Raw genomic sequence first — 24425 nt, forward strand, 5'->3', positions numbered from 1 at the left:
GAAAACAAGCTGAACTATTGCGCTAAATAAGAGACCAATTATTGTACTGCTCAGTATATTAGTCTTACTGGACAAGTGCTGAAGCAATATTTACAATGCTTTAACAATCTTTAGAGAGGTAAAGTGGGCATGACAAGTGCGTGTGCAAATTCGGTAGGAAGACCAAGAGCCTTTGACAGTGAATTAGCCTTAGAAAAGGCGCTAAATGTATTTTGGCGCAAGGGCTATGATGGTACTTCCTTATCTGATTTAACTGAAGCGATGGGCATTAACAAACCCAGCTTGTATGCGACCTATGGCAATAAGGAACAACTCTTTTTAAAAGCTATTGAGTTTTATGAGAATCGTCCCTGTTCATTTTTCTTACCGGCCTTAGAAAAAAACAGCGCTTATGAAGTAGCCGAATATATGTTACTCAGCGCAGCAGAAAGTTTAGCTGATGATAGCCATCCGCAAGGATGTGTTATTGTGCAAGGCGCTTTGTCTTGTAGTGAGGCAGCTGAATCGATTAAAGAAGCTTTGATTGCCAAACGCTTAGACAGTGAAGCAAAAATAACGGCTCGTTTTATTAAGGCACAAAAAGAAGGCGACTTGCCTAATGATGCTGATCCAGCCGCACTATCCCGCTATCTGGGCACAGTGATGCAAGGAATGACCATTCAAGCAACCAATGGCTCTTGTGCACAAGGATTACGTGAAGTGGCTGAGCTCGCTTTGTTAGCCTTTCCAAAACCAGTGGCTTCTGTGAGCCAAGCTAGCTAGTAAACTGGCGATTAAATAAGCTCAGTGCGGGTAGCGGCAAAAAGTTACTACCCCCAAATAAGCTGAGCTATGCAAAAATAGTAAGGCTCAACACCGTTATTTTTTTGGCACCCACGCCCAGATCATTTCGCACTTCACCGGTTCAATACCTGTTTCATCGGTCACTATGACCTGCACATTGATATCGCCTTTCTCTGTGGTTTGCATCAGTCCAATCTGTTCGTCGGTTAAGGTCGCCACAGCAGTCATATCGCCAGTTGCTCTTTTAACGTAATTTAAATTCATGGTTTTAATCAACGGTAACTTATCACCAGGCAGGTTTATGCCCACAATAAAACCCGTGCAAGACTCAGCTAATAAGGCACTGGCCGCAGCATGCACACTGCCAATATGATTTTGCGCTTTACGATAGTTTTTCTGTCGGTAGGTTGCCGTTTTGCCATCAGTGAATAGCACTTCAATTCCCGTGGTGCCTGCAAGCTTGACCTTAAAGCGAAAAACTTTAGTCATTAGAAAGGCACTAAGCCACTGCGGATACTGATTCACTTTATTGACAAAATCGCGTAAGGGGTTTCTTTTACTCATATAAACACCATCTGGTTTGACCAGTATAGAGTGTGCACTGAGCCTGTCATACTTACAAATAAATTTTTATCATAAACCCTAATAAGGAATATTTTGCTCGTCGAAAAACTGCTGCAAAGCCAAAGTTGCATCACCGTATTTGCGCCAGCGACCAATAGACGAGGTATTGATAGGTTCGCGCACTTGCACTTTGCTGGCCGTAGAGACGGGCGCTTTATTGGTTTCAACGTGCATACATTGTGCTTGCCAATCAAGCTCACAGAACTGTAATAGCTGCTGAATTTGGCTCTGCGGATGTTGAACTAAGTGCTCATAGTTCAATAATAAAAAATTGTCAGTTTGTTTTGCCTGCCAATATTGCCCAAGACGGTAAAACTCGGCGTAAAAACGCCCTATATTCAGCAAATCGTAAGCGTAGGCATAGTAGGGGCTGTTGATGGAAAAAAGTTGTCGAAAATTACCGATACAGGTGTCCATGGGGTTACGTTGTACCAAAATGATTTTGGCGTTAGGCAAAGCTTGTTTGATTAGTCCAATGTAGAAAAAATTAAAAGGAAGTTTGTCAATAAAACGCCCCGCTTTGCCACGCACCGCCGCAGTAGTTTGAAGGTAACGTTGCCCCAGCGTTTTCATATCTAATTTTTTAGCGGCGGCGAGAGTCGCCAAATCTAATACTTTGCTTGAAGAAGTTTGACTGAGTTCTTTTACCGCCACACCAAAATCTTGTAACTCACCACATGAATCAACATCACTATGATTACTTAAGATACGCTCAACTAAGGTCGTTCCAGAACGTGGCATACCCATCACAAATATTGGGGCATTATCTTCATAACCAGATACCTGACTTGTCACATTGGCGAACAGTTTTAATGACGCAGAAAATAACGCGGCATCTTGAGAACATTGATACTGAATAGTGCTTAACTTAGTCGATTTCACTGTTTTTAACTTGTTAAACGCTAATTTGTACTGTCCCAAGGCTTCATATTCTTTTGCCAATGCATGACCAATGTGCAGTGCAGCATCGGTTGAAATAGGCTGAATAGCGAGCTCTTCTAAACGTTCTATATGATTATTATCTTTGGATATCTGTCCCAAATCAGATAAGGCAAAATGCGCTTGATAGTAATCTGGTTTTAATTTTATTGCTTGCTCAAAAGCAATGCGTGCCTGCTCAAATAAGCCAGCAAATTTACTTGAAACACCATAGTTGTAATAGAATGTAGGATGACTGGCGTCGAGATTGAGTGCTTTTTTAAAATATTCCAAGGCTCGTTGATGGTCACCTACACGACTTAATGCGACGCCTAAGGTGTCTAAGGTGAGTGGTTTATTTAGCTGCTCTAATGATACTTTATTTACACAATCTAGCGCTTCAGTCATTTTCCCTTGCAAGGCATAACATTTGCACAGATACGCATAATATTCGCTATTTTGGCCATGTTCTAAGGCTTTATGTATGAGCTGCACAGCCTTGTTAATTTGACCCACTTCAACATTTATCATGGCCAACAAAAAGTAACTATCTGCGTGTTTTGGGTCCTGTTGAATGATCTCGAGACAATATCGATGACCTTTAACATAATCTCGATGATTAATGGCTTGTTGAGCTAAGTGATGCAGTTGGCTAATAGTATTCATGTTTTCCAAACAAAAAAGGGGCACTTGGTGCGCCCCTATAGAAGCTATTTATATTTACATTTCAAAATTATAAGTAAACTTAAGTCCCACAGTTCGTGGCGTCAATAAGTAATGCCCGTAGTTACGTGAAATGTCATAGCCATTTGAATTTTGGTCAGCAAATGTTGCTAAACCAATATCGCTGGTGTCACGACGTGTTGAAACAAACGAGTAGTTATCAAACAAGTTATCAACATACAAAGTCACTGCCCAATTATCTTCTGATAAAATTGCACTGATATTGCTGAGAGTATAACCTGGCAAAGATTCACCATCAGCACGTAAACCTACTTTGGTAATCACGTCACTTTGTGCAGTTAATCCGTACAAAAGATCTAACAATTTACCGTCCCAAACTTCTGTTGAATATTTCACACCAAAAGAAAATTGATGCTCTGCAGATCCGGGTAGTCTGTCACCGTCTTTACCTTCGTAATAACTTTGAATAGGTTCGATTGGCACACCATTATCATCCACAAAGATATCGAATAAAAACGGGGCATCAGCAGTTAGTTGCGCTTTGGTATATGCGTAGGTTGCATAGGCTGTGAGTTCATTAGAAATAATCGCACGAGTCATTATCTCTAAACCTTTACTATTGGCCCCAGCTGCATTAGCTGTAATTGGTTGTTGACCATTGACTGTTGCACCAGATACCTGTGCGTCGTCCCAGTCAACATTAAATAAGGCGGCATTAAAGTGAAATTTATTTTTAAACCACGTACTCTTAAAGCCTAATTCATAATTGGTTGTCGTGTCTGCGGTATAAATAACTTCATTTGGTAAAGCACAGACGATCTGATTCTCAATTTGATCAATATCAGAAGGACAAGCAGCGACACCATTTGCACCACCAATTCTAAAACCTTCACTTACTGTAAAATAAGCAAGCAAGTCTTTATCAATTTTATAACTTGTGTTGAATTTAAATAGATTACCCGATTGGTCTGCCTTTTCAGTGGAGAAATCTAATTCAATTGAATCCGAGTCTCTTCCATCAAATACAGAATAATAAAGCGGTAGGTCTACTGCTGAAGTAGATGAAACCTTGTATTTATATCGACGCAAACCAAAGGTAACATCCCAATCTTCCGTAATAGCATAAGTTAGTTCGCCAAACAGCGCACTTTCAGTAACGTCTGACATATCAACAGAAAAATATTCTAATGAATCTGGACGGTAATTTCCGCCTGTTTCCCAAACATCGACCGCATAAACATCAAAACCGGGAGTAAACTCTTTACTGCTGCCGTTTCTTTCTAGCTTGTTGTAGTAACCACCGACAATCCAAGAGAGCGGAGATTCACCTTTAGATACCAAACGTACTTCTTGAGTAAAGATATCAGCTTCATCTAATTCTCGAGTATAGGCAGAAAATGCTGGGAATTCTTCGTAGCTGTAATCTAAACGAATAAGTAAATCAGTTTGGTCACGTTGGCCGTCTGCATCATATTTTGACTTACCTGTTGCAGACACCAATTCTGCAAAACCTAAATCTGCCGTCATTTCCAAGCTTAATAAAGAATCTTTTTTTACTCTTGGCTCTTCATAACGATAAGCAGACTCATACTTTCCGACCAGTTGATTTAAAGGGTTTTCAGTTGATAAACCGTCATAATGGACTATAGAGCGCCCTTCAACATCTTGTTTTTGATAAAAATAGGTTAGGGTGGCATTAAACTTGTCATTGGGTTGCCATCGCAGTGCGGCTCGACCAGTTAAAGTATCTTCACCGTTAGCATCTTTTACTTTGCGTAAATTGTTGTCTACGTCTGCCTGATTTGACCAATCAGGATCGGGCAAAGATACGCCACCTTGTTTAACTACATAGTTGTAATCAATAAAGCCAGGGTCGTTAAACTTGTTCAAAGACATCCTAAAACCAAGTTCGCCTTCAATTATCGGCGTATTAAATACAAAACCACCTTCACCACCCAAACTGTCACTTTCATTTACAGAAAACACATCACCATAGATTTGCGCTTCCATTAAGTCCAAATCAACTTTATTAGGAATATAACGAATCGCCCCACCCAGAGTTCCTGCACCGTACAATGTTCCTTGTGGCCCGATAAGTACTTCAACACGTTCAACATCATTTAAGCGCATATTGATAAACAAAGGAATTTCGCCGAAATAGGTAGCAACTGTCCCCCCATCAGAACCAGGACCAGATGAATTGGTATTGAGCCCGCGCACTATGATGGGAGAATCGCTTCGACCACCTTGATCAGTCACAGTTAAACCAGGCACCCAACGCGCTACATCTTCAAGATTACCAATATTTTGTTCGGACAATAAATCCGCATTTAACGCCGTAATGTTTAAAGGCGCATCTTGCACTGTGCCTGCGCGACGCGTCGCGGTAATTTCGATTTTTTCAATTTCCTTATCAACTACCTGTGCTTGTACCGTTGCAACCGGTAACAAACTTGTAGTAACGGCTAAGGCAATCAGCGAATAATTGAAAAGTAAGGTGTTTTTAACTGTCATTTGTATTCTCTTAAAGTTGGAACATAGTATGTGTATCTGAGCTGTTAAAGCATGATTTATGCCGCATTCAAAGCCACTATGTGGGCTGATAAAGAGCGTTAGTGGCATAGGAATGGATATTTATCTAAAAAAAACAATGAGTTTGTACAACTACGGTGGGATATTAATAGTTCCAACTCACTAAAAAGGTGCATGCCAAATAAATTATTTTATATTAAAATCAAAAGTATACGTAAAAAAAAACCAACAGCAATTGGATTGCCCTATATTAGAGCGCTTAGTAAAAAGCATAAATATGCAAAAGCCTAATAGGCTTACGACAATCTTGATGGTTTGTGCCCCTTTGGAATTGACTCAGCCATACTTTCTAAATTTACATAACTGGGGACGTAAATTTGGAACGGGAAACGAGATTCGATACCGACAACCGCGTTGTCGCGCACCCCTTGGGGTAGCCACAAACATATTCAACAAACTTAAAACTACTGGGGATGTAAATTTGGAGCGGGAAACGAGATTCGATACCGACAACCGCGTTGTCGCGCACCCCTTGGGGTAGCCACAAACATATTCAACAAATTTAAAACTACTGATGATGTAAATTTGGAGCGGGAAACGAGATTCGATACCGACAACCGCGTTGTCGCGCCCCCCTTGGGGTAGCCACAAACATATTCAACAAATTTAAAACTACCGGGGATGTAAATTTGGAGCGGGAAACGAGATTCGAACTCGCGACCCCAACCTTGGCAAGGTTGTGCTCTACCACTGAGCTATTCCCGCATAATATGGCTTGTCTTGCTGTGGTTTGAAAGATTGTCACCTCAAACCGGACGCGCATTTTACAAAAATATATTATTGATGCAAGTGCTAATTGAATTTTTTATCTAAAAGGCCTGCTTTTTTAATTTAACTGCCTAATTATCAAACGAACTGACCATTTAAAACTAGGCTTAAGACTCGACACTTAACGCCACAAACTCAAGCAAAGGAAAATCAGATACAAAAAACATGCTGACGGTAATACACCATCTCGGCAATTGACTCTCTAATATCATCTAATGCCAGGTGAATACCTTTCTTTTTGAAGCCATCTAAGACTTCAGGCTTCCAACGTTTAGCCAATTCTTTAACGGTGCTCACATCGATATTGCGATAATGAAAATAAGCCTCAAGTTGTGGCATATATTTCACCATAAAACGTCTATCTTGGCCGATGGTATTGCCGCACATCGGTGATACACCTTTGTCCACATATTTTTTTAGAAATTCAATGGTAAGTAATGTGGCTTGTTCTATATCTACCTTAGTGGAACGGCAACGTGCAGTTAAACCAGATTTACCATGAGTGTCGATACACCACTGGTCCATATTATTTAATACAGAGTCGGGTTGATGAATAGCTAAAACCGGGCCTTCGGCTAATATATTCAGATTTTTGTCTGTGACTATGGTGGCGATTTCTAGCACTACGTCAGTTTCAGGATGTAAACCTGTCATTTCCATATCTACCCACACCAAATTGTCATTATTTATTGTCATACAGGCTCCTGAAACCAGTTTTAAACTAAAAGGTAAAAACTATCGGTATGCAGATAGTTCGGCAAACGGTAACATGTAAGCTGAATTTGCGCCAAATAAAGTAAAGCTAATCGTGGCAAAAAAACCAAAACTTACACTCCAACAAAAACGTCAAGTTTCGAGCAATCGCACTCGTAGAATGGCCAGTAAAAGACCCACCAGTGAATTAGATGACAATCAATTAGGTGAGCAACAAGCTGGTAAAGTGATTGGCCGGTTTGGCAAACATGCTGATGTAGAAGATCAACTGGGCGTTGTGCATCGCTGTCATATGCGCCGCACTATAGGCAGTGTGGTGTGCGGCGACAATGTTTTGTTCAGACCAGGCAAAGATCTAACGCTTAATGTCGCTGGAGTTATTGTGGCTGTTGAAGACAGGAAGTCTGTACTGACTCGTCCTGACTACTATGATGGGGTAAAACCCGTTGCTGCTAATATTGACCAAATTATAATTGTTAGCTCGGTGATACCGAGTCTTTCTTTGAATCTTATAGACCGTTATTTAGTTGCCTCAGAAGATGTCGAAATTACCCCTGTCATATTACTCAATAAAGTAGAACTATTGAGTGATGAAGAATTCAAAGATGTGGATAAGCAACTCGATATTTATCGAAAAATTGGTTACCAAATCGTTTACACCAGTTGTAAGACCTTAACCGGGCTTGAGCAACTTTCAAGTTGTTTAAAAGATAAAACCAGCGTATTTGTTGGTCAGTCAGGTGTGGGAAAGTCTAGTTTAATCAATGCTTTACTACCCGATGCTAATGAAACAATTGGTGATATATCCGATATCTCTGGTCTAGGCCAACACACGACTACTTCAGCTAAGTTATTACGCTTTGAACTGGGCGGCGAATTGATTGATTCCCCTGGAGTACGAGAATTTGCATTGTGGCACCTGCCTATCGACCGCCTTACCTATAATTTTAAGGAATTTAGAGATTATCTTGGTGGTTGTAAATTTAGAGACTGCAAACACGGTAATGATCCCGGTTGCATCATTCGAAAAGCAGTAGAGGACGGAGAGATCAGCGCCCAACGTTTTGACAACTATCATAAGATACTCAGTAATATGGATGAGTTACGTCCAGCCCATATAAAAGTCTAAGAGGTAGACCAGACTGTATTAAACAAGACTAGCATATAGCCTAATTGACTTAGTGACTGTGCGATATTTTTGTTTATTGGGTTACAATCTGTCGTGGTTAGGTTTTATTCTAAGGTGTTATTTTGTTGGATTCGTTGAAAATTGGTTTGCAGTACATTTTGCCAAAACATTTAATTTCTCGTTTTGTGGGTTATTTAGCTGCCGCTGAGGCGGGCGCGCTCACGACCGGTTTAATTAAACTTTTTATCAAGCAGTATCATGTCAACATGGCTGAAGCTCTGCATCCAGAGCCTGAACACTATCGTTGTTTTAACGAGTTTTTCACTCGTGAGTTAAAAGCAGATGCTCGGACTATTTGTGAAGGTGATGACACGCTGGCTATACCGGTTGACGGCGCAGTAAGCCAGTTAGGTGACATCAAACACGACAGCATTTTTCAAGCCAAAGGTCATGATTACAGTTTAACCACTTTACTTGGCGGCAAACCAGACATTGCCGCGCCATTTAAAAACGGAAAATTTGCGACCATTTATTTAGCCCCCAAAGACTATCATCGTATTCATATGCCTGTAGATGGCACGTTAACCGACATGATTTATGTGCCTGGTGAGTTATTTTCTGTCAGCCCACTCACAGCCCAGAGAGTGCCGGGGTTATTTGCACGTAATGAACGTGTTATAGCCATCTTTGATACTAAAATCGGTAAATTTGCCATGGTGCTGGTAGGTGCAACCATTGTCGCCAGTATTGAAACGGTGTGGGCGGGTACAGTAACACCACCAGCCGGAAAAAATGTGCAACATTGGCAGTATCCCCTTGCAGGTGAACATGCTGTTGAGTTGAAAAAAGGTCAAGAAATGGGGCGTTTTAAATTAGGCTCAACTATCGTTGCTTGCTTTGAAGAAGGCAGTCTTGAATTTGCTGCCTTGGCCGAAGGAGACCCAACTCGCTTGGGTGAATTGTTCGCAACAATAACGAAGTAGGTCGTGGACCCCATCAAGAAGAGCTTGTGGTCACTGCACATCACGGTAGTGCTGCTAGGTGCCACAGCTCTGTTTTCAAAAATAATCCCTTTATCTGCCGTTGACATTACCTTTGGTCGTGCAGTTGTAGCCTGCTTGATGCTGTTTAGTATTGTTAAATTAACCGGTGGTAAAATACGTTTAGCCAGTGCTAAAGACTATTTGGTTGCAATGGCTCTAGGCCTATTGATGGCCTTACATTGGGTGAGTTATTTTGCTGCAATGCAGTATTCTACTGTGTCCGTAGGCATGATCGCCCTGTTTACTTTTCCGGTTATTACCGTACTGCTTGAACCCTTTTTTGAGGGCATACGCTTAGTTTGGCAAGATTTACTGAGTGCTGCAGTGGTGTTTTTTGGTATCTACTTAATTGTGCCAGAAGTGAGTATTGAAAACGATATAACCCTCGGCATACTTATCGGTATTGCTTCGGCCTTTCTTTATGCAATCCGAAACTTAACCATGCGTAAGTATTTTTCGCACTATTCAGGCGCACATTCGATGGCCTATCAAACCCTCGTCATTGTTTTGTGCTTGAGCTTTTTTGTGAGTCCTAATATCGTTGCTGCCAGTCAGCAGACCTATATCTGGTTAGCCGTACTTGGTACCCTACTGACTGCCCTACCACATACCTTAATTGCTACAAGTCTTAAACATCTGCGCGCTAAAACCTTCTCTTTGGTCGCTTGTATGCAACCCCTGTATGGAGTAATTTTGGCGATACTTATTCTTGATGAGCAACCCACTTGGCAAACATTTTGTGGCGGTCTACTGGTTATTTCGGCTGCAATATACGAAACTATTAACGCCCAGAAACTTCATAAAAAGTCGTAATAATATGCAAATTTTTGCACATCGTGGTGCCAGCGCACACGCCCCTGAAAACACCCTTTTAGCCATCAAAATAGCCCTTGAACAAGGCGTTGATGGAATTGAAATTGATGTACATCAAATTGAACAAGAACTGGTGGTGATCCATGACAGATGGGTACATCGCACCACAAATGGTCATGGACAATTAGCGAATCTGAGCTTTGCGCAGATTCGCACCTTTGATGCCGGACAGGGAGAACAAGTACCAACTCTTTGGGAAGTCATGGCTTTGATAGGCGGTAAATGCAGGTTAAATATAGAGGTTAAAGGCCTTAAAGATAAGACATTGCTTATTACGCAGCTACTTAAAGCTGAAGCTGAGTTGGGTTTTGACCTTGAGCAATTTATCGTTTCTTCCTTTGACCATCATCTCATCAGTCAAATAAAGACGCTTAATACCAACATAAAAATTGGTGCCTTAACCGCCAGTAAGCCTATAAATTATGCTGCATTTGCGGCCCAGCTAGACGCTTTTTCAGTTAACGCAGACATTGCTTTTTTAGACGAAGCTTTCGTGCAAGACGCACATCAACGCGGCTTGCAAGTATATGTTTATACGGTAGATGAACCTGAAGATCTAAAAATGCTATATTCTTGGAAAGTTGATGGGGTATTTTGTAATAAGCCTGGGGCAGCTAAAACGTACATTAAATCTCTTAACTCTCAGCTCCGCTAGCGCCAGAGCAAGTTGATTCACAGCTGCGACAACTTTTGCATAATTTCAAATTAGCAACGTGAGCAGCTACTATCAAAAAGGCACCAATTGCAACAGTAAATGGCTCATATGCATCGCCAAACATTCCCTTATTCCAATAAATAAGCCCACCAAGCATTAAACTATAAAGTGGATAAAGTTGACGGTGATAACGATAAAAACCCGACAATAGTGCCCAAAATCCAACAATCATTGATATTGACAAGATAGTTCTTTCGAACCAATTTTGCGCAAAAAAACTGGCACTAACTAACGGAAGAAGTGGAATAAGAATAGGCAAAGACAAACAATGCACAGCACACAAGCTTGAAGCCCAAATGCCTAGTTTGTCTAATAACGTTTTATCGGTATTAATTTGCATAATCTGTCGTCCCACCCAAAGATAACGTTATAATATAACATTACTTAATAAAAGCAAGTCTAAGGTTTAAAAATTTACGCTCTACTAAAATTATTTTTTACCCCCCATGGTAGACCATAATTTCTGTGTCATCGATACAACAATTAATGTAATGATTCCGGCAAATATGCCTATTAATCCTTCGCTAAGAACAGGCACAAGCGTAGATAAAATACTGATGTTTTCGACACTCTTGCTAATGGGGTCCATGATGTGATGAAAATAGCTAATGCTGTGGACTAGTATCCCTCCTCCAACCAAAAACATGGCCGCAGTACCGACATAGGACAGTGTTTTCATCAGCAAAGGGGCAATGATCAATAAGCTTCTGCCTAACCAACGTTGCAGAGCACTAAATGAACCTGAAAGCGAGCGTCTTAAAAGATAAAGACCTAGATCGTCAAGCTTTACAATTCCAGCAACAATGCCGTATACCCCAACTGTAATAGCTATGGCCAGTAGTGACAGCACCGTTAACTGTGTAGTAAATGTTGCCTCTTGCACTATTCCCAGTACGATAACCACGATCTCTGCAGATAAAATAAAATCGGTACGAATAGCCCCTTTAATTTTGTCTTTTTCCAATTCAACCAGATCGACATTAGGGTCAGCGATGGCTTGTAATTTTTGTAGGTGTTCAGCTTCAAGTTCCTGTTTGTTATGACTTAAATAATGATAAATCTTCTCGACGCCTTCAAAACACAGATAAAGACCACCAAGCACTAGTAATACTGTTATTAGCCAAGGCACCAAGGCGCTAATTAATAAGGCTGAAGGTACCAAAATTAGTTTATTGAGAAAGGAGCCCTTTGCAACAGCCCAGACAACGGGCAATTCCCGATCCGCTTTTACCCCTGACACTTGCTCAGCGTTTAGGGCTAAATCATCTCCCAATACCCCTGCAGTTTTGCTGGCTGCAGTTTTTGATAACACAGCAACGTCATCGAGTAATGTCGCAATATCATCAATCAGAGCTAGAAGATTGGCAGCAGGCATGGGTATTCCTTAATTATTGGGTAGTGGTGACGACGTCCAGAATCTGGGCTTCACTTTTAGCAATACGGTTTGTTTCCAGCACTATATCGCTTAATTTAACTAATCGAATACCTTGCTCTTCAATAACTGGCAAATATTCTTGCAAAAATTGTAGTGTTTGTGGGTAAGGATGTGCAATAGCGACTGCTTTACCCTGCTTTTTCGCTATCGCAATTAAGCGATTAAATTGTCTTAATATGCTAGGTAAATCAGCCTGATGGTCTAAGAACACATCCCGCTTGGTAGTTAAAACCCCTGTTTTATAAGCAATTTTCTCGGCTAAAGTATACTTAGTGGTGCGACTGTCGACAAAAAACAAACCATGCTCTAATAAAAACGCCATTGTCACTGCCATAGGCTCGTCTAATTGCGTTAGGCGACTACCCATATGATTATTTAAACCGGTCGCAAAGGGCACTGACTTTAGGGCATCAACTAAGGTGGAGCGCATATTATCAGCTGACATCCCCACTAGCAGTGAACCTTCTTCCTGTTTAATACCAGCCAAAGATTCCATAGGCATATGCAGAATAACTTCACGGTTTTGTTGGTCAGCTCGCTCAGAAAATGTTTTAGACAGAGGCTTATTAGGTAAGATTGCAAATGTCACATTAGTCGGCAAATTAAAAGCTAAGGCATCTTGTTTTTTATTACCCATGTCATCGATGATTAACGCAATTTCAGCCGCCTGACCATCAGAAGCAGAGGACAAACAAGACAGAAAAATAAAAAATAAGGTAAGGTAAATTTGCATTTTTAATTATTATTCTTAGCCTAATGCTGGATTAACATGGCGGATTTTGGCTCATTAAACGAAAAGCGGCAAGCGAGATTCCTAGGGGCTATCCACCGCAACATGTATACGCCTTAACAGCGTGCAAAATATAGTTTGTACTATTTTAGCCAACTACTTGGATTAACAGGTTGACCTTTGTGTCTGATTTCAAAATACAAATTAGGATAATTTTGGCCGCCACTTTGCCCTAGTAGCGCAATAGTTTCACCGGCATCGACGCTATCGCCAGCTTGTTTCAACAAGGCTTGATTATGCCCATACAAGCTCATATAACCATCCCCATGATCCACGACAGTAACTAAACCGAAGCCACGTAACCAATCAGCGTATAAGACTTTTCCTTGATGCACGGCAATAATCGGGCTGCCTATTTGACCTTTTATTATGATACCTTTCCATTTTATTTGGCCTTGTCTGATCCGGCCAAACATACTCAACATTTCACCTTGTGCTGGCCTTAATAATCGCCCTTTTTCCTTGCTTAGGCCGGAAAATGTTTGTTTTTGTTTCTCCGCTTCTCTTTGCGCTTTTGTTAAGGCTTCTTGCAGACTTTTTTCATTTTGTTGCAGAATTTCAATTTTTGCTTCTTCTGATTCTATGGCATTTCTTATGTTGACTAAGGTTGCTTCACGCGCAACTTTTTGCTCATTAAGCTGCACTTGTTGCGCTGTTTGTTCACCTTGCAAAGTGCGTAATTCAGTTTGCTTTTTTTCTAATTCAATATTGAGTAACTCTAGCTCAGAGACAAGCTGCCTAAATGCATCAATCTTTGCGCGTCGCTCATTGTTTAAATATTGGTAGTAAGTAATAGTTCTTTCAAAATTTGCTGCATCCTCTTGATTTAAAAGCATTTTAGCGAAATCATAGTTCCCCGTCATATAAGCACTTTTAATCAGTTTAGCCAAACCTTCTTGCTGCTGACCTATTTGCGATTGCACATTCTGTCGTTTAGCATTGAGCTCTTTACTTTGACTCGCGTTAGCACCTAAGGCTGCCAATGTTTTATTCAGGGCTTTTACAGCAATGGCAATATTGACTTCTGAACGTTCTAATTTACTTTGGAGCTTCTTAGCTTCTTTGAGTTGCTCAGCGACTTGCTCTTTTTTAGCTTTAATTTGATTTTGGATGACTTCAAGATCTTCACGCTGCTGTGCCCAACTCTCTGAACTAAGCGCCAACGCAAGCAACACCACACAAAAGCAACTTGCAAGGGTTGCTTTTGTGGCTATTTTTTTCGCTAAACTAATAGGCTGCTGACTAGTCCAAGGTAACAATCGGTGTTCCTGTCATTTCCTTGGGCTGCTCCAATCCCATCAAATGCAACATAGTTGGAGCAACATCGCTCAATGTCCCACCTTGGCGCGCGGTGGTATGACGACTTCCGACATGTATAAAGGGCACCAACTCACTGGTATGAGCCGTGTGAGCTTGACCGGTAGATTCGTCTTGCATTTTTTCAGCATTACCATGATCAGCTGTAATCAAACAATCACCACCATTACGCTCTATGGCACTAACCACCCTACCGATACATGCATCAACCGCTTCACATGCTTTAACCGCAGCATCAAAATTACCCGTATGGCCTACCATATCGCCATTGGGATAATTACAAATAATCGCATCAAATTTGCCTGAGTCAATGGCATCAACTAACTTATCAGTCAGTTCTGTTGAGCTCATTTCAGGTTGTAAATCATAGGTAGCGACCTTTGGCGATGGTATTAATATCCGCTCTTCACCGCGATATAACTCTTCACGACCCCCACTGTAAAAAAACGTTACATGGGCATATTTTTCAGTTTCAGAGATGCGTAATTGGGTAAGGTTGTGTTGCGCCAACCAGTCACCCATCACATTAACTAAGGGCACTGGTGGGTAAGCACTTGGTGCATCAATACTATCGGCATATTGAGTTAACATGACAAATGCACTCAATTTGATATGTTTTGTTTTAGCAAAGTCAGAAAAGTCAGCCTCTACAAAGGGACGGGTTATTTCTCGAGCACGATCAGCTCTAAAATTCATAAAAAATAAAGCATCTCCATCTTCTAAGGGTGCAGCATCACCAATAACGGTTGCTTGCACAAATTCATCATTTTGCTCTCTTGCATATGAGGATTCTAAGCCTTCGAGTGCAGAATTTACCTGATGGAGTCCTTCGCCATTAGCAATAAGATTATATGCCGCTTCTACTCTATCCCAGCGCTCATCTCGGTCCATTGCATAATAGCGACCCACTATTGTGGCTATTTTACCTGTCCCTAATTCAGCGAACAGTGTATCCATTGCTAATAATGAGGCCTTAGCACTTCTGGGAGGGGTATCTCTGCCATCTAAAAACGCATGTAAATAAAGTTTTTTAGCCCCACGCTGTACTGCCATTTTTAGGATCGCTGCAATGTGTTCTTCGTGGCTATGAACTCCACCTGGAGAGAGCAAGCCCATTATGTGAACCGCTTTTCCCTGGCTAATCGCTTTATCCATATTGTCAGTCAGTACGGTATTTTCAAAAAAATCTCCGTCTGCAATCGCCTTGGTGATGCGCGTAAAGTCTTGATATACCACTCGTCCTGCGCCTAAATTAACGTGGCCCACTTCAGAGTTGCCCATTTGGCCAGGTGGCAAGCCAACATCCATGCCAGAACCAGAAATTAAGGTATTGGCGTATTTTTCCTTTAATCCGTTTAACACTGGTGTTTTGGCATGTGCAATGGCATTGCTGGTTTTATCTTCTCGGTATCCCCAACCATCTAGGATGATTAATGCTGTCGTTTTTTTAACTTGACTCATTTCGTATATTCCCAAAAGTGATGCGATACCTAATATTAACCTTTTGCGGCTCTTGCCGTCACGGTCAAATCTAATTAAAAACCAAATGCTTATCCATAACTTATTCTAGTATGTTGAATTGAGACCCACTCAGGGCTGGTTTCCCCCTGTAAAATCTATATACTTTGCACTCTTTTTTTCCTTGTTACTCTTCTGTGAGGCTAAGCTGTTATGGATCAAGCGATTGAATTTGCTACTAATCATTACGTACTATCGGGCGTGTTTGTCGCTCTTATCGTTGCGTTAATCTACTCATTTTTTGCTAGTGCCTTATCTGCATTAAAAGAAATTACTACACATGAAGCTACATTATTGATGAACAAAGAAGATGCCTTTGTTTTAGATATACGCGCAGCGGCTGAATACAAAAAAGGCCATATATTAGGCGCCAAGCAGGTAAAAAGCGAATTGTTGAATAAAGGTGACTTTAGTAGCCTTGAAAAACACAAAGCGACACCCATTATTGTTGTATGCAACATGGGTTCTAGCGCCAAAGGAACAGCATCTAAGCTACTCAAAGCAGGATTTGAAAAAGTCACTGTGCTAAAAGGTGGCATGAATGCTTGGCAAGGCGCTAACTTACCAACATCTAAATAAATAAGGTATTTTTGTGAGTAAAGTTGAAATTTATACCAAGGGTCATTGCCCTTATTGTCATCGTGCAAAAGCACTGTTGACCCAAAAAGGGGTTGAATTCGAAGAATTTGCGATTGATAAACACCCTGAGTTAAGACCTAAGATGATCGAAAGGGCGAATGGTGGTTCAACCGTGCCGCAAATTTTCATCAATGATCAGCATATTGGCGGTTGTGACGACATGTTTATTTTGGAATCACAGAATAAACTCGATAGCCTACTTACCAAATAATCATTTAAATTACTAATAGGAACCGCCACATGGCTGACGAACAGAACATCAACGAAGCACCAGCACAAAACGCAGTTGCCAACCCGCAATTCTCTATTCAGCGGATTTACACTAAAGATATTTCTTTTGAAACACCTAATTCACCTGAGATATTCAAAAAAGAATGGAAGCCAGAAGTTCAATTAGACCTTGATACTCGAAGCAATAAAATTGACGAAGATCTTTATGAAGTTGTGTTAGCTGTTACCGTAACCGCTAAAATTGGTGAAGAGACTGCGTTTCTTTGTGAAGTTCAACAAGCAGGTATTTTTACCATCGGTGAAATGCCAGAAGCGAATAAAGCACATATGATGGGCTCGTTTTGTCCCAATACCTTATTCCCTTATGCACGTGAAACCATTTCAAATCTAGTCAATCGTGGTACTTTCCCAGCACTAAATTTGGCTCCGGTTAACTTTGATGCCATTTTTGCAGCTTATTTACAGAAGCGTGCTCAACAGGCTCAAGAAGGCCAGCCTGCTAAGTTAGACGCGTAACAAGATAACAACAGTGAAACAATCCGTTTCAGTATTAGGGGCAGGCTCGTATGGCACTGCCCTTGCTTTCTGTCTCGCCCGCAATGGTATAGTCACTTATTTATGGGGCCGAGATACGCTGCAGATGCAAGCTATGGCTGAGGCACGCTGTAATGTGCGCTATTTGCCTGATGCAAAGTTTCCCGAAGCCTTGCACATTATCACCGACCTTAAAGAAGCAGTAAATCTAAGTCACGATTTGTTGGTAGTGACCCCAAGTCATGCCTTTTCTTCACTATTAAAACAGATAAAACCCTTACTTAATCATAATCATCGACTTATTTGGGCCACTAAGGGTTTGGAACCAGAAACAGGCCGTTTATTACAAGATGTTGCTTTGGACATTCTTGGCGACAATATTCCTTTAGCCGCGATTTCTGGGCCCACTTTTGCCAAAGAGATGGTAGCGGGCTTACCTACTGCCATTTCACTTTCATCTACCGATGATCAACTGGCTGAAGACTTTGCTAATAAATTGCATTGTGCAAAGACTTTTCGGGTTTATCGCAACAATGACTTTATTGGAATTCAACTAGGCGGAGCAGTTAAAAACGTTATTGCTATTGGTGCTGGTTTAGCTGACGGTTTAGGCTTTGGTTCAAATGCTCGAACGGCATTGATAACTCGAGGTCTAGCAGAACTGACTCGCTTAGGTATTAAGCTTGGCGCGCAACCACAAACCTTTATGGGAATGGCAGGTTTAGGTGATTTAGTGCTAACGTGTACCGATAATCAATCTCGCAATAGACGATTCGGTTTAGCGTTGGGAAGGGGCTCGAGCATCGAACAAGCTATGGCAGAAATCGGCCAAGTTGTTGAGGGCTATCAAAATACTAAAGAAGTCAAAATCCTATCAGCCAGAGTCGGGGTTGAACTGCCGATATGCGAACAGATATATCAAGTGCTCTATCAGAACAAATCCCCCAAAGAGGCAGCCTTGGCCTTACTAGGTCGAGATCAAACTTTCGAATAATGTTATTTAACCTCAACTCGTGCTAAGCAGCGCCTCCCTTTAGCGCTATTTTTAGCGCCTATAGTCCTTGTATTTCCTAACAACAACCCACTATTACGCACGGAAAACGGCCTTGCCAACCACAAAAATTTCACTAGTGGGCAATGTTTAAGATCTATAATTCTAGGATGAAATATCTATCCAATAATATTGTTATTTTTTTGAAAAACTTCGACACTCATTAACCCGAGCTGAGCTTATTTAGTGGCAAAGTTATCAGAAGCCTCAACTTTTTCACGGATTGGGATTTGCAAAAAAGCGCGCGCCAAATCAGTAATCGGTAAGGGCTGATATTCGTCTTGCAAGGCCCATTTGGCGTAACGCGTATTGAGTTTCCTATAGCGTACTTGGGCAGTGATAGAAATAGGCCCTTTTACCCAATAGGGAACTGAAAATTGATATTTTACTATGTCAGATTCACCTGCCTTGATCACATTTACTGATGCCTTGCCAACCATATTGAAAAGATCATGTTTCCACACTATCCCCCCCGTCCTGTCGGTAGGTAAGGAACGGTATTGATAAGCTGATTGATCCAAATAGTCTTCTTCATCAATTTCACCGCTACTGAACACTAAAGCACCATCAGAGTCGACCACTTGAATGGCCACCCAGACTTCATTTATATCGATTGTTCCACCGGGGAAATTATGTCCTACACCAGAATTAGTGACTATTAAGCTTACCTCCGCCTTTTCTCCCTTATAAAAATAAAAAGGTTTAATTGCCAATTGACGTAGTTGCTGAGAAATGGGCATCTGATTAGTGGTCGCATCTTTACGATGGGGAGGTTCGATACTTAAGCGTACTTTATTAGACTGAAGGTACCTCTGGGTCTGTTCAAGAAATGCGGTATCACCATTCAATGTGGGTAACATTGTATTGGCCGCTAGAAAACGATGATCTCTAATCATCCCTTCCTGATTAGCTGACGGATCATTACTGGAGACATGCGGCATATGGCAATCCTGACAGCGCATTTGCCGGTTATGAGAAAATTGTTGGTCTTGTTTGCCTGAGTAGGGGCTATCTAGCCACGCACTAAACTCATCCTGCATTTTAACCCATCCCCAGCCATTTAACTCCTTATCAATAAATTGTGCATGACAAGTAGCACAATACTCAGAAGTGGACAGAACATCTGGGGCCATATCCAGCTTGTGCTGTCTGGGATTAAGGTGAATAGCAAGTTTATTTAAACTTTGTAACCAAGATGAATCAGCGGTTTCAAATAGATAGGCAGTATTAATTGCAAAACGATAGCTCGCTACGCCTTTGGTATTTACCACCTCTGAAATACCGTGACAGGATTGGCAGTTGACGCCTTGCAGATTGGCATCACTATTATCGATTCCTCCATGCAAACCGCCTTCAGAAAGTTGGCCGCTCAACAGTGCTAAAGGTGCATGACAGCCCTCACAATAACGTGTGGCATCGATGCCTTTGTTGTTTGCCAACAGAGTAACGTTAGTTTCATAACTTTTATCCGAAGCGGCTTGTCGATGAGTTGAAGCAAACCACTGTTGGGCAATATCCTGATGACAGTCAGCACATTTATTAGTTGTTAGCAAAGCACGCTTATCAATAAACTGGTTATTGGCGGTTTCGGTTTGACTGGGCCGAAATGGGTGTTGACCGTAATTATACTGATAGTTAGCCACTGCAGGTTCGGTGGAGTAAGGAATACTAGTGAAATAATGGCCAAGCCAAAGTACAAAACCTGCGACCAATGTGGTAGAAAATGACAGCAGCGTAGTGATTTTTATTTTACTCAGCGATTTAAATTTTCCACCATCTATTTTACGTTGTTTGGGATAAAAGCTGGCGTGAGTTATGACGTGTAAAAGCAAAATGATCACTAATGTGCTGCAGGTCAAAACATGTAACCACTGTATCAGGGTATTATCTTCACGACTGCCTTGCCATAATAAGAGCCAACCGCTAACCACAACTACGCCAATTAATCCGATTGACAACAAGCCACTGATGAAGAGCCCCAAGCGACGAATGCCAAATATACGAATAAAATGTACGACAGTATAAAGAAGACTAATGACAGTGAGCGCAATGCCTAATAACGGATGCAGAATACTGCTAATTTGGGCTACCAGACCAGATTCAAGTAAGTTACTCAGAGCCCCACTCAAGGCAAGTAGTCCAACTAAACTTATAAACCAGCCGAGTAACCAGCTTTCTAATTTTGTACTGATGGTTTTCATATTAGCGCTTGTAGATTGTGGCAAACCAACATTAGCTGCCTACCTTGGTTAAGTTGTGATCCGCCATCTGCACGAAACTTCGTAGGCGATTTTTTGTGCCTAAGGTATAACTAACATTGCTTAACAGGCTTGCCACATCGACTTTGCTTATTAACCAATCAAAACCGTTTGCGGATAGACAAGCATTCAAACTGGCCTCGTCACCATCGTTAATCTTAGTCAATAACCAAGTTTTACTGTAGTTATCCATAGCAAAATATTTTATAGCCCAATTTAATTTTAATTCATCATCCAAATTACTGTGAAACAACAAGGCTGCAGACACTCTTTTTGGCGTAATAAATTGCCATTCAAAAGAATTTATTTTTAGCCAGTTAAGTAAAAAGAATGGTTTTCTGTTTGCAAAAGCTTGATCGATAAGTTTTCCTAACTGACCTATAGATGTATCGTCAGACTGAGCAAAAATAAGCCATTCCAGCCAGCCCAAGTTGTTTATTTTGCCCCTGCTTTGCAAGGTTAGTTTATTTCCATAACGTAATAAAACCGATAAAAAAGTATTGTTTTGTTGAGGGGTAAAATGCAGCGTTTGACTGTTAGCTGCTTGGCGCAGAATTTGCGATTGTTGTTCAGCAGAAAATAATGGTAAAAAAACCAAAAGATTAGATAACTGAAGCACATTAACGTTCTCAAGGTTAACGCTGGCTGGCAGAGTTAATAACTTTTTCTCTAATATTTTTAACGAGGCTTCATTCAAGTTTTGTGCGCTGATTGAAAGTAAATTTGACCGATCAAGTACCCGCATTAGTCGCTGTTTTAATATTAATGTTGCCAATCTTGGCGACTCGGACCGAGTTAATATATTTAAAGTTTCAAAGGGAATCTCTTGGTTATCTGTAGTGTCCATATAAAACTCACGCAAATAATCAGATTCAAGTTGAGACACAGTGGGCTGCACCGGCCAACTTTGTAGCCATTCTTTACGTTTTTCACTATCAATTACTACATTGTCAATCGCATTTGATAATGCGTATAAAGCCACGAATACATAAGTACTTTGCTGACTTAGCGCTGCCGAAGTTTGAACTAAACGGTCTAAGCGCAAATCATTGAGACGCACAAGAGCAATAATGCTTTGCTGGATCACCGCTATATTTTTTGAGATTTGCACTTGTTGATGCAAATAGGAAATGGCTTCTTTTTGTCTTATTTTACCCAGAGCATTAATTAAATCGGCCTTAGCGTTTGCCGGAGCATTTTCAATAATAGCAAGGATCGCGCTAGTGGAATTTTGATGCTCAGCATAACCTAAAGCTTTAGCGGTACAGCTTACAATTTCACTTGATTGGCTAGCTAAACGCCGCATCAAATGTGGAATAGCTAGATATTTAGCCCGTGTTACCGCCTCTTCTTGTTCAAACCATTGAGCAAAAACATCTGCAACTAGGCAATAAAGAACACTATCATCGCTTGCTAAGTGAGGTAACAGATATCGAACGCTCATCTCACTTTCGAGCTGCAAAATGGCATCAGCTGCGGCAGTTTGCAGAATAGGAGATGTTGCCGATAGCCAGTGTAAATATAAGGCAAGATGCGGATTATAAGGGTATTGTGATATCAAATTTGCAAGCTCTGTAATCTGCTCTGAACTGGCCTGTTGTAATATTTTACTTAAGACTTCATATTGTAATTCCGTTATTGATTGACCCATCAGCATTCGCACTTGACTGGCAGTATCCCCTTGGGCCAGCTCTATCCGATTTAGTGGAGTAGGAAAGGTATCCTTAATTGCCCAGGTATCACCTTCTAGTCGATAAAAGTGGTTTACGCTTAATTCCTGCTGCAAAGCATTTTTAGCCTTGGATAATGCCACCGTCGTATTTTGCATACTCGCCAATCCAAAATGTTGTCGCGGATCATGATTGCCGAATAAAGCCGTGCGGTTAGCAGGCGGCATTATGTGCATTATCCCATTACCACCAATAGATAGTTGGGCGCCGTACCATTTTGAGTCGGACGGCATATCTAATGAAATCCAATTGCCAGCATCGCTGCTGCGATTCACCATGAGTTGGGGGAAATCATTATTATTGACAAATAATAGGTCCATTTTTCCATCATTATTATAGTCAAGCCGCACAACCGAGCGCGAAGAGGTAATCGCACTACTACACGAATGTGTGGTGAACACAGGTGATGCTGTATTGGTAGAAATTTGAGTTGCACACACATTTGGGCTTGCTTGGGTCATTTGCTGACTAAACGAGTCTGCCATTAATCCGCCTGTGGCCATGACCAAATCCACCCGACTGTCATTGTTAAAGTCTGCAAATACGGAGCCCCAATAATTCAAAAATATGTTGTTGTGTTGCATAAGTTGAGTAGGCCAAATAATATCTTGGCCTGTTTTGATATCAGCATTGGCAATTAGAGCAATATTAGCCAAGCCCGCACCGCGGCTAAAAAAAAGTAAAGGATTGGCATCGCCGAGTTGTTGACCACTATCGACATAATGCGTGTTATTTATGGTTAATGGCCAACTGTTACGCTCTATCAAATGAAGTTTATTGTCATTGATAAAATAGCTTCTTACCGATTGATCGGAGCTGTTGAGTTCAAGTAATTCAACTTTACCATCGCCATCAATATCCAAAGCGGTAGCCGAAACTGTGCGCTCTTGGCGGCTTGCAAGGCCGTATTCTTGTGTTTTATCAATAAAATTTAACTTGCCTTGATTTAACAACAGCACGTTATCCATCCCATCAAATGATTGAGGATCAAACTGGTGTTGATGCTGTTCGGAAAACCCCGTTGCTAATTCAAGGCTTTTGATGTTTTTTTGATATCGAATAAATCGGGATAGATGAATGTCTGGTAAGCCGTCTTGATTAATGTCGGCGACAGTGATGTGGCTAACCCAAGCTGGTTTGACTAATTGTGAAAAATTTTCTTGCCGCTCAAATTTTAAATTCCCCGCATTGCGGAACAAGACGATGCCCTCGGTACTGGCTAAAAGCACATCAGTTAAACCATCTTTGTCCAAATCATAGGCTGCACAAGCAGTAATTGATGATGAAACTTCAATCGTGGCGTTAGGCAGTCGCTTAAAAAATCCACTTTGATTATGATACATAATCGCCGGGTAGTGGTTGTTCCACCAAGACTGCCGCCCGTAATAGCGAGTTTGACCGCCTCCTGCAGCAAATAACAAGTCAATCCAACCATCTCCATCAAAATCAGCTGCACACGCACCTGCATTTAGGCCATCACGGATATCATTTATTGTGCCGCTGTGCTGTATGTGACTGTGGTTAATTCCTGAAGTTAGGGTCACGTCTTCGAATAGAACCGGCTGAGGTTCTATTTGAATTTTGGGTTCTTTAGTGACACCTGGATTTGTAGGCGGGATAGTAAAATCGCGATTGGGGATTATTTGTAAAACAGCTAAGAGTAAGACAAACAGCAGACAAAATAATGACACTAACTTAAGTAGGTGGCGTATCACGGGTTGAATTTTACTCAATTGCCGATTTTGCATCTTTTGACCTAAATAAAGAATTTTTTAATCTGGTAATAATAATTCTCAAAGATATTTCTATAGTTGAATTTAATTGATTAAAAATCAAGCACTACCCATCTTTTACTTATTCATAACATAAAAATCAGTAAAATATAATTTGATTCTTGCTCTTGTATATCTGTTTTTCTTACGCTAATACTTAAGAGCTTTTGTTTGGTTTTGTTTGTTTATTGCTTTATTTTTTACTCTAATCAACAGACAAAGGCTACTTACGACTGGTTGTACTATGGGTTTGGTTTCACTCGTTGTCACAGAAATCAACTCAGTTGAACCTTAATGATGGTTCGGA

20 protein-coding genes and 1 tRNA gene are annotated in these 24425 nt (G+C 41.0%); 9 read left to right on the top strand and 12 right to left on the bottom strand.

Annotated features, from left to right (window positions below):
• Positions 1-129: 129 nt before the first annotated feature.
• Positions 130-762 carry a TetR/AcrR family transcriptional regulator gene (locus tag ABKW31_RS13210; protein WP_348616985.1) on the top strand — a complete coding sequence of 211 codons (633 nt, stop codon included), beginning with the start codon at positions 130-132 and terminating at the stop codon, positions 760-762.
• A 96-nt stretch (positions 763-858) separates the two neighbouring features.
• On the opposite strand, the gene ABKW31_RS13215 is transcribed toward ABKW31_RS13210, so the two are convergent.
• The 5 genes from ABKW31_RS13215 to orn all read right to left on the bottom strand — a co-directional run bounded on the left by ABKW31_RS13215 (position 859) and on the right by orn (position 7065).
• Positions 859-1347 (bottom strand): DUF4442 domain-containing protein, encoded by a 489-nt coding sequence (locus tag ABKW31_RS13215; RefSeq protein ID WP_348616987.1) that lies wholly within the window; start codon positions 1345-1347, stop codon positions 859-861.
• Positions 1348-1425: 78 nt separating this feature from the next.
• Positions 1426-2991 carry a sulfotransferase gene (locus ABKW31_RS13220; RefSeq protein WP_348616988.1) on the bottom strand — a complete coding sequence of 522 codons (1566 nt, stop codon included), beginning with the start codon at positions 2989-2991 and terminating at the stop codon, positions 1426-1428.
• Between the two features lie 54 nt (positions 2992-3045).
• Complete coding sequence (locus ABKW31_RS13225; protein ID WP_348616989.1) at positions 3046-5523, bottom strand: TonB-dependent receptor; 2478 nt, start codon at positions 5521-5523, stop codon at positions 3046-3048.
• Between the two features lie 708 nt (positions 5524-6231).
• Positions 6232-6306 (bottom strand) — tRNA-Gly (locus tag ABKW31_RS13230).
• Between the two features lie 213 nt (positions 6307-6519).
• Positions 6520-7065 carry an oligoribonuclease gene (orn, locus tag ABKW31_RS13235; RefSeq protein ID WP_348616991.1) on the bottom strand — a complete coding sequence of 182 codons (546 nt, stop codon included), beginning with the start codon at positions 7063-7065 and terminating at the stop codon, positions 6520-6522.
• A 112-nt stretch (positions 7066-7177) separates the two neighbouring features.
• Between orn and rsgA the strand changes: the two genes are divergently transcribed.
• The 4 genes from rsgA to ABKW31_RS13255 all read left to right on the top strand — a co-directional run bounded on the left by rsgA (position 7178) and on the right by ABKW31_RS13255 (position 10783).
• Positions 7178-8212, top strand: a complete 1035-nt coding sequence (gene rsgA / locus ABKW31_RS13240; protein ID WP_348616993.1) for a small ribosomal subunit biogenesis GTPase RsgA — start codon at positions 7178-7180, stop codon at positions 8210-8212.
• Positions 8213-8334: 122 nt separating this feature from the next.
• Entirely contained in the window at positions 8335-9195 is an 861-nt protein-coding gene (gene asd, locus ABKW31_RS13245) for an archaetidylserine decarboxylase (RefSeq protein ID WP_348616995.1), read from the top strand.
• A gap of 3 nt (positions 9196-9198) precedes the next feature.
• Positions 9199-10068, top strand: coding sequence for a DMT family transporter (locus ABKW31_RS13250; RefSeq protein WP_348616997.1), 870 nt, complete (start codon positions 9199-9201; stop codon positions 10066-10068).
• 4 nt (positions 10069-10072) lie between these two features.
• The gene (locus ABKW31_RS13255) at positions 10073-10783 is read left to right on the top strand and encodes a glycerophosphodiester phosphodiesterase family protein (protein ID WP_348616999.1); all 711 of its coding nucleotides are present in this window, start codon (positions 10073-10075) and stop codon (positions 10781-10783) included.
• Here ABKW31_RS13255 and ABKW31_RS13260 read toward each other — a convergent pair.
• The 5 genes from ABKW31_RS13260 to gpmI all read right to left on the bottom strand — a co-directional run bounded on the left by ABKW31_RS13260 (position 10764) and on the right by gpmI (position 15846).
• The gene (locus ABKW31_RS13260) at positions 10764-11183 is read right to left on the bottom strand and encodes a MerC domain-containing protein (RefSeq protein WP_348617001.1); all 420 of its coding nucleotides are present in this window, start codon (positions 11181-11183) and stop codon (positions 10764-10766) included. The genes ABKW31_RS13255 and ABKW31_RS13260 overlap by 20 nt on opposite strands.
• A 90-nt stretch (positions 11184-11273) precedes the next feature.
• Positions 11274-12218, bottom strand: a complete 945-nt coding sequence (locus ABKW31_RS13265; RefSeq protein WP_348617002.1) for a DUF808 domain-containing protein — start codon at positions 12216-12218, stop codon at positions 11274-11276.
• A gap of 13 nt (positions 12219-12231) precedes the next feature.
• A complete protein-coding gene (locus ABKW31_RS13270) occupies positions 12232-13011 on the bottom strand; it encodes a divergent polysaccharide deacetylase family protein (RefSeq protein WP_348617004.1) in 780 nt (259 codons plus the stop codon).
• Between the two features lie 140 nt (positions 13012-13151).
• Positions 13152-14327 (bottom strand): peptidoglycan DD-metalloendopeptidase family protein, encoded by a 1176-nt coding sequence (locus ABKW31_RS13275; RefSeq protein WP_348617005.1) that lies wholly within the window; start codon positions 14325-14327, stop codon positions 13152-13154.
• Positions 14311-15846, bottom strand: coding sequence for a 2,3-bisphosphoglycerate-independent phosphoglycerate mutase (gene gpmI, locus ABKW31_RS13280; RefSeq protein ID WP_348617007.1), 1536 nt, complete (start codon positions 15844-15846; stop codon positions 14311-14313). Before gpmI ends, ABKW31_RS13275 begins: the two co-directional genes overlap by 17 nt.
• Before the next feature lie 210 nt (positions 15847-16056).
• On the opposite strand from gpmI, the gene ABKW31_RS13285 reads away from it, so the two are divergent.
• Genes ABKW31_RS13285 through gpsA form a run of 4 tightly spaced genes read left to right on the top strand, consistent with a single transcriptional unit; the run spans position 16057 to position 18301 of the window.
• Entirely contained in the window at positions 16057-16482 is a 426-nt protein-coding gene (locus tag ABKW31_RS13285) for a rhodanese-like domain-containing protein (RefSeq protein WP_348617008.1), read from the top strand.
• Positions 16483-16495: 13 nt separating this feature from the next.
• A complete protein-coding gene (grxC, locus tag ABKW31_RS13290) occupies positions 16496-16753 on the top strand; it encodes a glutaredoxin 3 (RefSeq protein WP_348617010.1) in 258 nt (85 codons plus the stop codon).
• Positions 16754-16782: 29 nt separating this feature from the next.
• Positions 16783-17289: a protein-export chaperone SecB gene (secB, locus tag ABKW31_RS13295; RefSeq protein ID WP_348617012.1), complete on the top strand. Its 507-nt coding sequence runs from the start codon at positions 16783-16785 to the stop codon at positions 17287-17289.
• Positions 17290-17302: 13 nt separating this feature from the next.
• Complete coding sequence (gene gpsA / locus ABKW31_RS13300; protein WP_348617014.1) at positions 17303-18301, top strand: NAD(P)H-dependent glycerol-3-phosphate dehydrogenase; 999 nt, start codon at positions 17303-17305, stop codon at positions 18299-18301.
• A gap of 236 nt (positions 18302-18537) precedes the next feature.
• Here gpsA and ABKW31_RS13305 read toward each other — a convergent pair whose 3' ends face one another.
• Positions 18538-20559: a multiheme c-type cytochrome gene (locus tag ABKW31_RS13305; RefSeq protein WP_348617016.1), complete on the bottom strand. Its 2022-nt coding sequence runs from the start codon at positions 20557-20559 to the stop codon at positions 18538-18540.
• Between the two features lie 31 nt (positions 20560-20590).
• Positions 20591-24094, bottom strand: coding sequence for a VCBS repeat-containing protein (locus ABKW31_RS13310; protein WP_348617017.1), 3504 nt, complete (start codon positions 24092-24094; stop codon positions 20591-20593).
• Between the last annotated feature and the right edge of the window lie 331 nt (positions 24095-24425).

Source organism: Paraglaciecola sp. 25GB23A (assembly GCF_040012495.1).
GTDB lineage: Bacteria > Pseudomonadota > Gammaproteobacteria > Enterobacterales > Alteromonadaceae > Paraglaciecola.